At 50.3% G+C, this 14483-nt stretch carries 13 protein-coding genes; 5 read left to right on the top strand and 8 right to left on the bottom strand.

Going from position 1 to position 14483, the window contains the following annotated elements; genetic code table 11:
- Positions 1 to 7 precede the first annotated feature (7 nt).
- Positions 8 to 1378 (top strand): 8-oxoguanine deaminase, encoded by a 1371-nt coding sequence (locus DS739_RS06640; RefSeq protein WP_006115344.1) that lies wholly within the window; start codon positions 8 to 10, stop codon positions 1376 to 1378.
- A gap of 20 nt (positions 1379 to 1398) precedes the next feature.
- On the opposite strand, the gene DS739_RS06635 is transcribed toward DS739_RS06640, so the two are convergent.
- From DS739_RS06635 to DS739_RS06620, 4 genes are all read right to left on the bottom strand, one after another.
- The gene (locus DS739_RS06635) at positions 1399 to 2409 is read right to left on the bottom strand and encodes an isopenicillin N synthase family oxygenase (protein WP_035351346.1); all 1011 of its coding nucleotides are present in this window, start codon (positions 2407 to 2409) and stop codon (positions 1399 to 1401) included.
- A gap of 235 nt (positions 2410 to 2644) precedes the next feature.
- Entirely contained in the window at positions 2645 to 3412 is a 768-nt protein-coding gene (locus DS739_RS06630; protein ID WP_006115342.1) for an ABC transporter permease, read from the bottom strand.
- Positions 3413 to 3415: 3 nt separating this feature from the next.
- Positions 3416 to 4207 (bottom strand): ABC transporter ATP-binding protein, encoded by a 792-nt coding sequence (locus tag DS739_RS06625; protein ID WP_006115341.1) that lies wholly within the window; start codon positions 4205 to 4207, stop codon positions 3416 to 3418.
- 36 nt (positions 4208 to 4243) lie between these two features.
- Complete coding sequence (locus DS739_RS06620) at positions 4244 to 4774, bottom strand: DUF2165 family protein (RefSeq protein ID WP_006115340.1); 531 nt, start codon at positions 4772 to 4774, stop codon at positions 4244 to 4246.
- Positions 4775 to 4922: 148 nt separating this feature from the next.
- Here DS739_RS06620 and DS739_RS06615 point away from each other — a divergent pair, with 148 nt between their 5' ends.
- Positions 4923 to 5936 (top strand): ABC transporter substrate-binding protein, encoded by a 1014-nt coding sequence (locus DS739_RS06615; RefSeq protein WP_006115339.1) that lies wholly within the window; start codon positions 4923 to 4925, stop codon positions 5934 to 5936.
- Positions 5933 to 7303: an amidohydrolase family protein gene (locus DS739_RS06610; RefSeq protein ID WP_006115338.1), complete on the top strand. Its 1371-nt coding sequence runs from the start codon at positions 5933 to 5935 to the stop codon at positions 7301 to 7303. The genes DS739_RS06615 and DS739_RS06610 overlap by 4 nt, the downstream gene beginning before the upstream one ends.
- Before the next feature lie 27 nt (positions 7304 to 7330).
- Here DS739_RS06610 and DS739_RS06605 read toward each other — a convergent pair whose 3' ends face one another.
- The gene (locus tag DS739_RS06605) at positions 7331 to 8203 is read right to left on the bottom strand and encodes a PhzF family phenazine biosynthesis protein (protein WP_006115337.1); all 873 of its coding nucleotides are present in this window, start codon (positions 8201 to 8203) and stop codon (positions 7331 to 7333) included.
- A gap of 15 nt (positions 8204 to 8218) precedes the next feature.
- On the bottom strand, positions 8219 to 9133 hold the full coding sequence (locus DS739_RS06600) for a ketopantoate reductase family protein (RefSeq protein WP_100070278.1): 915 nt from the start codon (positions 9131 to 9133) through the stop codon (positions 8219 to 8221).
- A 228-nt stretch (positions 9134 to 9361) separates the two neighbouring features.
- On the opposite strand from DS739_RS06600, the gene DS739_RS06595 reads away from it, so the two are divergent.
- Positions 9362 to 10666 carry an aromatic amino acid transport family protein gene (locus tag DS739_RS06595; protein ID WP_006115335.1) on the top strand — a complete coding sequence of 435 codons (1305 nt, stop codon included), beginning with the start codon at positions 9362 to 9364 and terminating at the stop codon, positions 10664 to 10666.
- A gap of 59 nt (positions 10667 to 10725) precedes the next feature.
- Here DS739_RS06595 and DS739_RS06590 read toward each other — a convergent pair whose 3' ends face one another.
- Positions 10726 to 11067 carry a zinc ribbon domain-containing protein YjdM gene (locus DS739_RS06590; RefSeq protein WP_035351694.1) on the bottom strand — a complete coding sequence of 114 codons (342 nt, stop codon included), beginning with the start codon at positions 11065 to 11067 and terminating at the stop codon, positions 10726 to 10728.
- Between the two features lie 216 nt (positions 11068 to 11283).
- On the opposite strand from DS739_RS06590, the gene DS739_RS06585 reads away from it, so the two are divergent.
- Entirely contained in the window at positions 11284 to 12399 is a 1116-nt protein-coding gene (locus tag DS739_RS06585) for an S-(hydroxymethyl)glutathione dehydrogenase/class III alcohol dehydrogenase (RefSeq protein WP_006115333.1), read from the top strand.
- Between the two features lie 15 nt (positions 12400 to 12414).
- On the opposite strand, the gene treF is transcribed toward DS739_RS06585, so the two are convergent.
- Complete coding sequence (treF, locus tag DS739_RS06580; RefSeq protein ID WP_006115332.1) at positions 12415 to 14469, bottom strand: alpha,alpha-trehalase TreF; 2055 nt, start codon at positions 14467 to 14469, stop codon at positions 12415 to 12417.
- Positions 14470 to 14483: the final 14 nt, after the last annotated feature.

The following is a 14483-nucleotide window of genomic DNA, read 5'->3' as shown; positions in this document are numbered from 1 at the left end:
TTTTACCATGTCACGTCGATACTTGCTGAAAAATGCCCTCTGCCTCGTCACAATGGATGATGCCAGGCAAGAATTGAAAAACGGATGGATCGCGGTAGAAGGGCGGCAGATTGTCGCCCTTGGTGGTATGGAAGACCCGCATCCCCCAGCAGATGACGTGCTTGATATGTCTGGCCATGTGGTCATGCCCGGCATGATAAACACGCACCACCACATGTATCAGTCCTTAACGCGGGTTATTCCGCAAGCTCAGGACGCATCGCTTTTCCAGTGGCTGCAAACACTTTACCCCATTTGGGCACGCTTAACGCCAGAAATGGTAAAAGCCTCCACCCGCACAGCTATGGCGGAACTGTTGATGTCTGGCTGTACGACAACCAGTGATCATCTCTACCTTTTCCCCAATGGATGCCGCCTTGATGATGAAATTGAGGCTGGGCTTGAAATGGGCATGCGCTTTCATGCCTGCCGTGGCAGCATGAGTGTTGGAGAAAGCTCAGGAGGGCTACCACCGGATAGTTTGGTAGAAAAAGAAGCCGATATTCTGCATGATACGTTGCGCGTGATTGAAACGTACCATGACCCAGAGCCTCTGGCGATGCTAACTGTAGGAGGTGCGCCGTGCTCGCCTTTTTCTGTCAGCCCAGAGCTTATGCGTGATATGGCAGAACTGGCCCGCATCACAGGCACGCGGCTGCACACGCATCTGGCCGAAAATGAGCATGATGTCGCTTACAGCAAGGAACGCTTTGGCCAAACACCAGCAGAATATGCAGAAGATGTTGGCTGGGTTGGGGCCGATGTCTGGCATGCCCATTGCGTTAAACTAGACACCGCAGGCATGGCCCGCTTTGGCCAAACGGGTACGGGAATAGCCCATTGCCCCTGTTCTAACATGCGTTTGGCATCTGGCATTGCCCCTGTTTGGAGCATGCAGCAGCATGGTGTTCCGGTCGGGCTGGGGGTTGACGGATCTGCCTCTAATGATGGTGCGAGCATTCTGGCAGAAGCCCGACAGGCTATGCTGGTTTCTCGCCTATTATCTGCGCAGGATGAACAGGCCATCATGCTTAAAGCGCGTGATGTGTTGGCTTTAGCTACGCGCGGAGGGGCCAAAGTTCTGGGCCGCACAGATATTGGCCAATTAGCAGTAGGAAAAGCAGCCGATATTATTGCATTTGATATGCGCAAACTGGAATACACTGGCGCATTAAGTGACCCTGTAGCTGCTTTGGTATTTTGCACACCATCTTCCGTTGCCTTTAGCATGGTTAATGGCAAGGTGCTGATACAGGGCGGACATTTCACAAAGCTGGATGTACATGCCGTCATAGAACAGCATAACCGGCTGGCAAAAAAACTGTATGAGGGAAGTTAAACTTCCCCCATATTTATCCTTTACTTGTGTTTTTGCACAAAGTTGGCATGTAAGCGTTGGTAAATGTAGTCTTCCGCTGTGATAGGGGGATATTTACCTTCTGGCCCTTCAATCACAGCCTCCCGGTTTGCCTGGCAGAAAAATGGAACAGACAAGCGTGGGCCAAGATATTCACCCGGTTGCGGCATACGCACACGGTGGAGGGTGGACTTAAGCTTATCATCGCTCCAACGCATCAACATATCGCCAATATTGCAGGTAACGGCACCAGCTACGGGTGTAACTTCTGTCCACGCATTGGATGAAATTTCGTTACCTGGGCAAAGCTGCAAGCCGCCTTCACCTTCGCGCAGATGCAAAAGCGTGAGACAGTCGAAATCTGAATGGGCACCGGCACGCCATTGCTTGAAATCTTCCGGTTTGGCGTTTTCCATGCTCATGTAATGGATAAGACGTAAGGTACACTGATACCCCGGAGAAGATCTTTTACAGCACTCTGCAAAAAAATCTGTTTTAAACCCAAGCTTTTCAGCAAAACAGGAAAGTATTTTCATGGCAAGTTGCCAGTTATCTTCCTCAAATTGCAGAAGTTTTTCCTGAAATCCTGGAAGAACTTGTTCATCAGGCCACAGATTATCCATTTCCGGCAAAGTAATCTGGTAAGATTCCTTGTTATCTGGCGTGCCCGTGGAAGGCCGTACTTGAGAGCAATATTCCCAGCCAGCATTCACGGTTGGTTTCTTTTTGAAAACCTCTTTTTCTGACATGGGAAGAGCAAAAAATCTTTTTGCTTCTGCAAAGGCATTATCAATATCTTCCAAGGAAATACCGTGATTGATAACCTGAAAAAAACCATCTTTTGTAGCGGCATTCCACAGATCATCTGCAATCTGGTTACGCCTGTTCTCGTAATCTGAAAAATCAATCACCGGGATGGATCGGGCAGAGGTTGTGCCCATACTGCCAATAGTAGCCTCGCGCTTAAGCTCCTCCATAGAGTAATTTGGAGTGGTTTTGGTGTTTAGGGTCATGGCGTTTCTCACACACAAATTGCAAACTGGCCTGTAGGGCGTAGCAGTTGGCACTAACCAGCATGTGGGAAAGCATAGTATCTAGCGGCCAAAGCTTTCCCCATGCTGAATAAGACCAACATGGTGGAGCAATGCCCAGAATATTTCCATTCCGACCGCTTCTACTCACTTTCTGTAGTATAGATGAATATATTTCGAATAGTCAACAAAATTGCGCTGGTAACAAAGTCAATTTTCAATGCTGAACGCGATTATATAACACCAGTTTTTTGATGCTACTGGTAGCCATATAGAGCGCAAGACCGGTAAGGGTGATCATGAACAGCGCAGCAAACATACGTGGAATATCCATCTGAAAACCAGCCTGCAAAATTTCGTAGGCCAAACCGGCACTGTTTCCCCCTGTGCCAGCCACAAACTCTGCCACTACAGCGCCAACAAGGGCCAAACCGCTGGAAATTTGCAAGCCCGCCATAAACATGGGCAAAGCGCTGGGTATTTGCAGGCGCAAAAGCGTTTTAAGGCGCGAGGCTTTATGCATACGGAAAAACGCCGCCAGCCCCGGATCAACACTTTTAAGGCCCTGCAAGGTATTGGAAATAATAGGAAAAATGGCAATCAACGTGGCGCAGATAACAAGAGCCAGAAATGTTGTTTTCACTAAAATGATAATCAACGGGGCAAGGGCTACTACAGGCGTTACCTGCATAAGCACCACATAGGGCATCAGGCTGCGTTCGATTAGCGGATGTTGCACCAATACAAAGGCAACCAAAACACCTAAAACCACAGAAACCAAAAGCGCCACCAATGTTACCGTAAGCGTGCTGTACAACGCATGGCACAAGGTGCCAATATTGCTGGCCAGAGAGTGTGCGATATCAGATGGCGCAGGCATAAGGTAAGGCGGAATATGCCAAAAATAACAGACACCCTGCCACAACAGCAGAAACAGAATGCCAACAGCAAGCGGCGCAAAAATGGATATCAGGCGGGCGGGCATAGGCTAGGCCACCTCTGCAAGAAGGGAGGAGTGAGAGGCTTCGATAAGCAGTTTGCTGAGATCCTGGCAGATCATGGCAAAGGTATCGCTTAAGCGAAAATCCTCATTTCTGGGGATAGCAGGATCAATTTTATATTCGGCAAATATACGCCCCGGATGCGCCGCCATAACCATAACACGGGTAGAAAGAAAAGCGGCCTCGTACAAAGAATGCGTTACAAACAACAGAGTAAGATCATCCTTGGCGCATAATGTGGCCATGTCTTCATCCAGCCGATTACGGGTGAGTTCATCCAAAGCGCCAAAGGGCTCATCCATTAAAAGCAGGTTCGGGCGTGTGACCAACGCCCGCGCAATAGAGACACGCATCTTCATTCCGCCTGAAAGCTGGGCGGGAAAGCGCTCTGCCGCATGGGCCAAGCCAACAATTTCCAGCGCATGCTGCACGCGTGATTCTGATACTGCGGGAGAGATACCTTCCAGATCCAGCGGCAAACGCACGTTTTTGCGTACTGTGCTCCACGGCATAAGGGTAGGCTCCTGAAACACGAAGGACAGCCGACGGTTTTCCTTGCCTACTTCTGCAAACCCTTTGTTCCACCACTTCAAATGCCCAGAGGAAGGTTGATGTAAATTGGCAATCAGCTTTAGCAACGTGCTTTTACCGCAACCAGAAGGGCCAATCAGGCCGATACGTTCTTTGGGATGAATATCCAAGGTAATAGGTGCCAGCCCCTGAACACCGTTTGGAAAGGTTTTTTCAGCAGACTGAATGCTGATAACGGTTTCTTGCATGATCCATCCAAACTTTGCAGAAGAAAAGGCAAAAGATTATTCGGGCTGTTGCACGTAAATACACACAGCCAGCATAGTTATAAAAAAGCGGAATGCAGGTTGCTGGCCATTCCATGCTTGTGATTGCCACATGAGAAACCACTCGGCACCTACAACAGAAAAGCCAAAAAACCAGATCAGAAACCCCAGTGCGGTGGCTACGGGCACAAACTTTTTTGCTACTCTAAACGTATCTTGCGGGGCCAGAAGGCGCGCACCCATCTGGCAAGCAGCAATGGCAAAAAGCAAACCCGTTGCAGCTTCCCCCAGAATAATCAGGCCGTAAAACAGGTGCCACAGAACAGGCTGGGATATAGCGCGCCACATCAGGCTGTTCCCACGGAAAGTTGTGTCCATGCTTAAAACATGACGTACAAACTGAAAATTGGATTTATAATCTGTCACGTTGTTCAGCGCGACAATCAGGCCAAACGTACCCAATGCCCCCACCATGGCGGTTTTAGCCAAACGAGAAAGAACAACCGGGGAAGAAAAAGCGGACAGGCGCAACATATAACATTCCTGCATAGAAATGATTTATGCAGTTTAGGCCATTCAATCCTGCGAAGATCAAGGGGGAAATCATTACAAAAAAAGCAATGGCGCGTGCTCTATTTTACAGCTTCCCAAATGCGTACGTTCTGTATGAACATACCGGATACGAAATAATCAGATCGTGCCAGTGCAGGAACTCGGAATGTCTCTTACACGTCGAACATTGCTTTCAGCTGCTGCGGCATCGTCTGTTGCTGCATTTACGCCGTTTAAACGTGCGCACGCCGCTACGCCGGTCAGGCTGCTGCTATCATGGTTTGCGCAGGCAGAAGTAGGCGGATTTTATCAGGCGCTGGCCAAGGGGTTTTACGCGCAAAAAGGGCTGGATGTACAAATAGATATGGGCGGCCCGCAGGTAAATACTATGCAAATACTGGCCGCTGGCCGCGCAGATTTTGTAACAGGTTATGATTTTCAGACCCTACGCGGCATACAGGGCGGCATGCCGTTGCTGACTGTCATGTCCTCTTTTCAGCATGATCTGCAAGGGTTGATGACGCACGATAACATTACCGATCTAGCCCAGCTACGTAATCATCCCATTCTCATTTCCAGCCCCGCCCATGCATCCTACTGGGGGTGGCTGTGCAAGAAGTTTGGTTACAGCCCAGCACAAGCAAAGCCTTACACCTTTAACCTGCAACCATTTTTTCTGGACCCGGAAATGGCTGTACAAGCCTATGCATCGTCCGAACCCTACGAGGCCCAGCAGCGCAACGTGCCTGTAAAATTTTTTCCATTTGCAGATCTGGGCTACCCACCATACGGCACACCCGTGCTGACCACGCACGAATTTGCAGACAAAAATGATGCCACCACGCAAGCCTTTGTGCATGCCTCTCTCTTAGGGTGGCAGGATTATATGCAAGACCCAGAACCCGGCAATGCCCTGATACGTAAAGCCAACCCACGCATGACAGAAGGCCAGATCATGTTTGGCCATAACGCCATGGCCAAAGCCAATGTTGTGGAAGGTGGAGATACAAAAACATTAGGGCTAGGCTGCATGACAGAAGCCCGCTGGCAGGCAACATATCAATTCATGGTGGATAATGATCTGCTGGATAAAACCGTAAACTGGCAATCCGCCTTTACAAGCAAATTCACAGATCTCGCCAAGGTAATGCCCGCATGAATGATCTGGTTATACGCAACGCATCCGGCATTCTCACTGGCCTGAAAGGGCCACAGGAACGGCGCACAGGAGATATCCGCATACGGGCAGGCCGCATTCTCAGTATTGGGCATATTCCCGAACAGGCAGAAGATACGGTGCTGGATGCAAAGGGTGGGGTGATTACCCCAGGCTTGGTTTCCACCCACCATCATTTGTTCCAGAGCATGCTGAAGGGCATTCCATCTGCCATTAATGCGCCACTTGAAAAATGGCTGCGCTTGGTACCCAACACGTATTGGCGTTATCTGGATGAAGATACGCTGCAAACTGCTGCTCAAGTTGGTATGGTAGAGCTTCTTCTCTCCGGCTGCACGACGGTAGTGGATCATCATTATCTGTTTGCCCGCAGCTATCAGTATGATCCTGCCGCTGTGTTGTTTGAAACAGCGGAAAAACTGGGTATGCGGCTGGTTCTGGCGCGTGGAGGCACCACCCGAACCCGCAAGTTTGATACGGATGAAATTGTTCCAGCCCCCACAGAAACGCTGGATGAAATGCTCAAGCGCGTGAGTGATCTGGTCAGTCGTTATCATGATCCGGCACCAGATAGCAGCAGACGCATTGCGATAGCGCCCAACACCCCTACATGGGGCGTCACACCGGATGAGCTACGCGCACTAGCGGAAGGCGCACGTAGCATGGGCATTGGCCTGCATACCCATCTTTCTGAAACGGAGAATTACGTTAAATACTGCAACGAAGTGTACGGCATGCGCCCCGTTCAGTTTGTAGGGGAGTATGGCTGGCTAGGCCCGGATGTCTGGTTTGCCCATTTGGTGCACCTTGATGCCAGCGAAATAGCGCTTCTGGCCCAAACTCAAACAGGCATGGCCCATTGTCCGCAAAGCAACGGGCGGCTGGGTTCTGGCATTGCGCCTGCACCGGCTTTGGAACAGGCCGGAGGGCGTGTTTCTCTAGCTGTTGATGGCGCGGCTTCAAACGAGGCCTGCGATATGGGGGCAGAAATGCATACCGCGTGGCTTTTGCATCGCTTCGTGCATGGCGCAGATGCTATTCGGTGCGAAGATGTGGTGCGCTGGAGTTCTTACGAGGGCGCCCGTATTCTGGGGCTACCAGATATAGGAGCCGTAGCGGAAGGTATGGTGGCGGATCTGGTTGTGCACGATATCAATCACCCGCGTCATGCTGGGTTGGCAGATCCACTTATTGCACCTGTTGCTTCCGGAGCTGCATGTGTTCGGCACGTGCTGAAAGCGGGTAAGCCCGTTGTGTATGATGGCATCGTAAAAGGTGTTGATCTGCCAGAACTCATGCAGCATTCACGCCACGTTGTAAAACGTCTGGCAAAAATTGTGTCTGCATAAAGGGAAGGTGTTTAAAAACAGTTTCCGTTAGTTTTGTAAAATGCCATCCACTGTTGTCACGCACTGGCCGCCAATTGCTATTTGACCATCGGGGGCAATGTGCACCGCAATACGGCCAGATCGCCCAAGGCAATGCCCTTGCGTGGCTGTATAGGCGCTAGGTCTTTTAGGCAGCAGCCCATGTGCTTGGCAAAATATGGCTACACTTCCGTTTCCGCTGCCACATACCGGGTCTTCCTGCACACCTTGAGAACAGGCAAAAGACCGCACTTCTATTTGGGCATCACCTGTTGCATGCGGCCCAAAAACCGTAATTCCGGTAGCGCCAAGGCTGTGCTCAAATGCCACGGAACGTGCAAAATCTGGGCGCAAGGCACGCACTTTGGCTGCGCTGGAAAGTTGCGCAACAATCCAGACCACACCCATATCCACAATCATGGGGGTTATTTTACGCTCAACTGTAGCGCCCAAAATACCCTCCAACCTTTCAATTTGGGCTGGGTTTAACGGGGTAAGCTTTGCTGGCGGCACGGCAAAAGAGAGTGTTCTGTTTACGCCATCTCCATCCACAGCCAGCTTTACAAGCCCAACGCCACATTCCTGCACCACCACACCATTGCGTGGCGCAGCGCGCCCGACTTCCAGCACGGCATGAGCACTGCCAAGGGTTGGGTGACCGGCAAATGGGAGTTCATGCCGTGGAGTAAATATGCGTAACTGGTAATCAGCCTGCGGGTTTTGAGGCGGCAACAGAAACGTGGTTTCAGACAAATTTGTCCAACCTGCAATGGCCTGCATGGTTTTTGTATCCAGCCCATCTGCATCCAGCACAACGGCTACCGGATTACCCAGAAGAGGCGTTTTTGTAAAAACATCTACAACTTTAAACGCACGTTTCATGATGCTACTGTGCCTTTACGGATGTGCGGGATGGATAGAAGATAACAGAGATAAAACCAGATGGTTCAGTGGCACATCAATTCCATGCTTTTCTGCTGCTTGCACAACGTAACCTGTTAAAGCTTCATATTCCAACTCTCGTCCAGCCTGACGATCCTGCAACATAGATGTGACACTCTCTGCCGGTATGGTTTGCAGCCATAAAAGAATATCCTCTACATGCTGCGCAGTCAGTTTTGCGCCTTCAGCTTTCCCAACCTTTATGGCTTCGGCCATAATCTGCCGTGCGGCAGCCTGAATAGCACATTCTTGCATGATGCCTGTGCGGCGGCCTGTAAGCGTGGTGATAGGGTTGGCTGTAATATTAGCCAACAATTTTAACCACAGTGCAGTGGCCATATCTGCTGTTACCTGCACCCGCATGCCTCCTTTTTGCAGAACATCCGCAAAATATTGTGCTGCGGCATCATCTGGCACGCATAAATCATACGCTCCAATACGCTTTAACGTGACCCTGCCGGGGGCAAAACGCTGCGCGTTAAAATAAACAATAGCTGGCAGAATATTGGCGTGTGGCGCATAGGCAGCCACACGCTCTTTTTGCCCAAGCCCGTTTTGTGCAACCAAAAAAGTGGCGCTGGCCCGGTTAAACGCGCTTATCCAAGCGGAGACATCTTGGGTCTGGTGGGACTTCACAGCCAGAATAGCGGTATCGCAAGGGCCAATATCTGCCGGTGTGGCAGCATGTCGGATAGAATATGTGTGGGTATCTGTTCCTTCGGTTTCTTCAATTTGAGGAAACCTCGCCCGCGCTCCACACACCACAACCTGCCATCCAGCCTGCATAAAAGCCGCAGCTAGACAAAGCCCGACAGCTCCAGCACCGATAAGGGCAACGGTTTTAGTGTTTGGAGAAAACTGTGTGTTCATTTTTATAAAAACAATATCGCTCAGAAGAAAGGATTGATGGCTAAAAACGCCCATAGCATAGACATCATTAAAATGAAGCATATTGGCCGTGCACAGCTTTTAGCTTTAACGTCCTTAATTAACGATTTTTATTCGTTAATTTATCTGATTACGTAAAATTTGTTGTTTTATGTGTTTTCTCAATCTACTCGTTCTATAAATGAGATCACCTAGATTACGGAAACATTTATGCAGCCCCCTGACACACGCATATTAAACGCCGGCCCCGATGCGCTTTCTCCCCAGCAATGGAAAGAGGCAACCCGGTTTGATGGCACAGATATTGGCTGGATTGTCATGAGCATTGGCATGGCCATTGGTGCTGGTATTGTATTTCTGCCCGTTCAGGTAGGGCTGATGGGCGTGTGGGTTTTTTTACTGTCTGCTGTTGTCGGGTACCCCGGTATGTATCTGTTTCAGCGGCTGTTCATCAACACGCTGGCATCTGCGCGCGTAAGCCAGACATACCCAGATATGATCTCCAGCTATCTGGGGCGAGGCTGGGGCACCTTGTTAGGTGCACTGTATTTTGTCATGCTGGTTATATGGATGTTTGTATATGCCACCGCCATTACGCGGGATAGCGCATCTTACTTGCACAGCTTTGGCATAACGCCGCATCTGCTTTCCAATTATGCGTGGTACCCGCTTATTCTGCTAACCGTTCTGGTAGGCTTGGCCTCTCGTGGGGAAAAACTGCTGTTCCGCATGTCTTCCTTTATGGTGATCACCAAACTGCTGATTGTAGCGGCCATGGGCATTTTCATGATCCCACGCTGGAACACCGCCAACCTTGGCGCATTACCACCCGTTGGCACGTTGGTAACAAAAGCCGTTATCACGCTGCCTTTTACGCTTACGTCCATTTTGTTTATTCAAACCCTCAGCCCAATGGTTATTTCCTACCGGGCACGGGAAAAATCTCCAGAAGTGGCGCGTTACAAGGCCTTGCGGGCCATGAATATTGCTTTTGCCATTCTGTTTGTAACGGTCTTTTTCTACGCAATATCCTTTACACTGGCCATGAAGCCCAGTGATGCCATTGCCGCGTATCAGCAAAACATTTCTGCCTTGGCCATTATTGCGCAGGTATTTCCGACAAGTTCTATCAGCTTAATTGGCGTTATTCTGAACCTTTTTGCCGTTATGACAGCATTTTTTGGGGTCTACCTTGGTTTTCGGGAAGCCAGCGTGGGTATTTTCAGTTCCATACTGGGGCATTGGGTCAAACCTGGGCATCTGCACCGCAACTGGGTTCAGTATGGCGTTATGGGGTTTGCTATCCTTCTTTCATGGGGTGCGGTGGTTGCCAATTTGCCGGTGTTGTCTTTTACAACATTCAGTAGCCCGATTTTTGGTATTATTGGCTGCTTGCTACCCGTCTGGCTGGTGGTAAAAACGCCTGATCTGCGCAAATATCGCAAGCCCAGCCTCGTATTTATTACCCTTATTGGCGTACTGCTTTGCATCTCACCCTTGTTGGCGTGGATGTAAACACAAAACCGAACAAACCAAAGGGCGCATGTTTGAACATACGCCCTTTGGTTGACTCATCAGGATTTTTTCACGAATTCTGATTTCAGGTTCATCGCACCAAAGCCAGCTATCTTACAGGCAATGTTGTGGCCATCACCCGCATCAACCAGCCGAATGTTCTTAACCTTGGTTCCGCCTTTAACAGCCTGAGAAGATCCTTTAATTTTCAGGTCTTTCAAAACCGTTACCGTATCACCATCAGCAAGCTGGTTTCCGTTGGCATCTCGCACAACGGAGGAAACCTCCGCTTCTGCAGCATCCGCTTGGGTTTCTGCATTCCATTCATGGGCACATTCCGGGCAAACCCACAAATTTCCATCATGATAGGGATACTCGGAACCACAAGAAGGGCACTTCATTTTATCATCCTTTAATTTCTCCGTCTGAAATCCTGAACCCAAAGGGCAGGGGCAGAAGGTGTTTTTGATAAATACCATTTATGATGGAGAACACGAAATACCACGATGCTTATATTTAAGCAGAAATTGTGATGGGTTCACCCTGAACTCTCAATATCAATAGGCAAGTGAATATGGCAGATTACTGCCAGCCTTGATGAACAGGAGAAAATTTTCATGAAATCACGCGCCGCAGTTGCATTCAAACCGGGCCAGCCTCTGGAAATTGTTGAAATTGATGTAGCCCCCCCACAGGCCGGGGAAGTTCTGGTTAAAATCCTAAACACTGGCGTTTGCCACACAGATGCCTTCACTCTTTCGGGGCAGGACCCGGAAGGCCTCTTTCCCGTTGTGCTGGGGCATGAGGGCGCAGGTATTGTGATGGAAGTTGGCGAAGGCGTTACCAGTGTTAAGCCCGGAGATCACGTTATTCCGCTATATACGGCAGAATGCGGTAAGTGTGAGTTCTGCACTTCTGGCAAAACCAACTTGTGTATTGCAGTGCGTGCCACGCAGGGTAAAGGTGTGATGCCGGATGGCACCAGCCGTTTTTCCTACAAAGGTCAGCCACTTTACCACTACATGGGGTGTTCCACCTTTAGTGAATACACGGTGGTAGCCGAAGTTTCCTTGGCTAAAATCAACCCAGAATCTAACCCCGAACAGGTTTGCCTACTAGGCTGTGGCGTTACCACAGGCATTGGGGCCGTACACAACACGGCCAAAGTGCAAGAAGGGGATTCTGTAGCTGTTTTTGGCTTGGGCGGTATCGGGCTAGCCGTTATTCAGGGTGCGCGCCAAGCCAAGGCCGGACGAATTTTTGCTATTGATACTAACCCGGACAAGTTTGAACTGGCCAAGGCTTTTGGAGCTACGGATTTCATCAATCCCAAGGATTATGAAGCCCCCATTCAGCAGGTTATTATTGAAATGACAGGTTGGGGCGTGGACCACAGCTTTGAATGTATCGGCAATGTTGAAATTATGCGCGCGGCCTTGGAATGTGCACACCGCGGCTGGGGCCAATCTGTAGTTATTGGCGTAGCCGGTGCCGGAAAGGAAATTTCCACCCGTCCGTTCCAGTTGGTAACGGGCCGTACATGGAAAGGCACGGCATTTGGTGGCGTTAAAGGCCGTACACAGCTCCCCGGCATGGTGGAAGATGCCATGGCAGGCAAAATTGATCTGGCCCCATTTGTAACCCACACCATGCCACTGGAAGATATCAACACAGCGTTTGACCTGATGCACGAGGGCAAATCCATTCGGAGTGTAATTCACTACACCCCGTAATACACTAACCGGTGCTTACTGATCCTTTGGTTTAGCTGGCTGATCGCTATGCTGGATCGGTTTGTCTGATGAAGGCGCACTGTGCGGGGCATCCTGTGCAGGGGCGTCATCATCATCGTCTCCATCATCATCCTTGTTGAATTGTTCCATATTGAGGGATGACAACGGCACACCACGCAAGGGCGAACGTTCTTCCACTGGAATTTCCGGGCCCTTTGCATCCCACGCATCAATTGGGGGCAGAGGTTCTTGCGAGGGTTGATCTGCCAGTGGATTGTTATCCAACACCTGCCGCGTATTTTGCGGATAGCGGTTCATAAAGCCCACCAAGGTGCCGTTCGTCCAACCAAAGCCAATCTGCATGGGGTATTCCCCACCACCTTTACCGCCTGTTGGGCTGATCTCGGTGGCAGAAACATCGTATTTTTCCAGCAACACACCACTGCGTTCAAAAGTGCCAATCACGCGGGCCATCCAACGGCGCGCAATATCGGCCGCAAATTCGTGGTGCCCATATTGTTCCAGCCCTTTAACGGCCATCCATTCCAACGGCGCCCAGCCATTTGGGGCATCCCACTGCTGGCCTGTTGGATGCTCTGTTGCAGTTAAACCGCCCGCATGCAGCAAGCGGGTTTTAAGGGTTTCAGCCACCGCATCGGCCTGATTGACACTGGCTTGATGCAAAAACAGCGGCATGGAGGTGGCAATGGAAAGGATATTTGTTTGCCGCCCGGTGCGCCAATTATAATCAAAATAGGCACCCTGTTTTTCGTTCCACAAAAACCGATTAATGCCAGAACGTAAAATTTCTGCCTGCTGCGCGTAATAACTGGCCTTATCTTCCTGCCCATTCAGCGCATAAGCATGAGAGAGTGTCTGATCCAGATGTACCATCAGACAGTTCAATTCAATTGTCAGCAGTGATGTGGTTTGGATTGTTGTCAGCGTTTTACCATCAGCCAACCAACGTGATGAAAAATCCCACCCGCTTTCGGCCCCAGCCCGCAAATCACGCCAGACTTCGCCAGAAGGGCGGCTTGTTTCCTGCGCTGTGGCCATATCCTGCGGCCAGCTTTCATCACGCGGGGCGCTGCGTGTATCCCAGTGGCGGAACATGAGGGTGCCATCTTGCAGGCGCACCACATGGTGCCGCGCCATGCCCGGCGGCAGATTGGCCGCACCCAAGGTCCAGTAATCATATTCCTTCTGCAGTTCTGGCAGAAAGGATGTGTAGGCAATCTGCCCATCATGGCTAGCAAGCAAATCCAGCATGAGGGAAAAAAATGGCAGGCCAGAACGGCTGAGGTAATAGGTGCGGTTGCCGTTGGGCATATGCCCATATGTATCTATAAGCGATGCAATATCGCGCACCATATCACGCATGAGATCTACATGATCATCCTCATACAGGCCGATCATGGTGAAGTAGCTGTCCCAGTAATAAATCTCTGCAAACCGCCCACCCGGAACAATATACTTATAAGGGAGGGGCAGTAGGGTAGACCACGGCATGGCCACGTCCGGGTCTCGCGTCAGAACATCCCACATGCCGGAAATGTAATCCCGCACACTTTCATCCGGTTTGCGCGTATAGGCGGCAGAGCGCAGGGCAGGGATAGTAAAATGCTCTGTTACAAAGTCTTTCAGGTTAAAGCCTGGCTTGTCTTTTTCCTGCTTCCATAATGCCACCAGATCGGTAGGAGAGCGATCGGGCACAATGTCTGAAACCACTTTGGGGTCTGTAAACATACGTGTTTGATGAATGGCTGCAAAAAGCCCATCAAACGCAATAGAAGGCGGGCGGATATCCTGTTCCACCGCTACTGGCGTTTCACTCTTGCTTTTGGCCATAACTTCTGGCGCTTTTCTCCCCTCCGGCTTTGGGGCTGCTGGCTGTGCACTCCCCGGCGGTAAAGGCGCCAGACTGAGCAATGGTTGCGCGCCTTCAGCATCCGCGGCATCAGTCATATCCTGCGCATACGCCATAGGCGCTGCGGTGATGAGAGCAAGAAGCGCCACACTACAGAAAGGAAGAGTGCGCTTATAAAGAGAACCAGTAAAACAAGGCATACCAAAACATAGGC

This window comes from Acetobacter sp. JWB (genome assembly GCF_003323795.1).
GTDB classification, from domain to species: Bacteria; Pseudomonadota; Alphaproteobacteria; order Acetobacterales; family Acetobacteraceae; genus Acetobacter; species Acetobacter oryzifermentans.
Note: the sequence above shows the minus strand (reverse complement) of the source record. Positions and strands in the feature narration are given on the sequence as shown.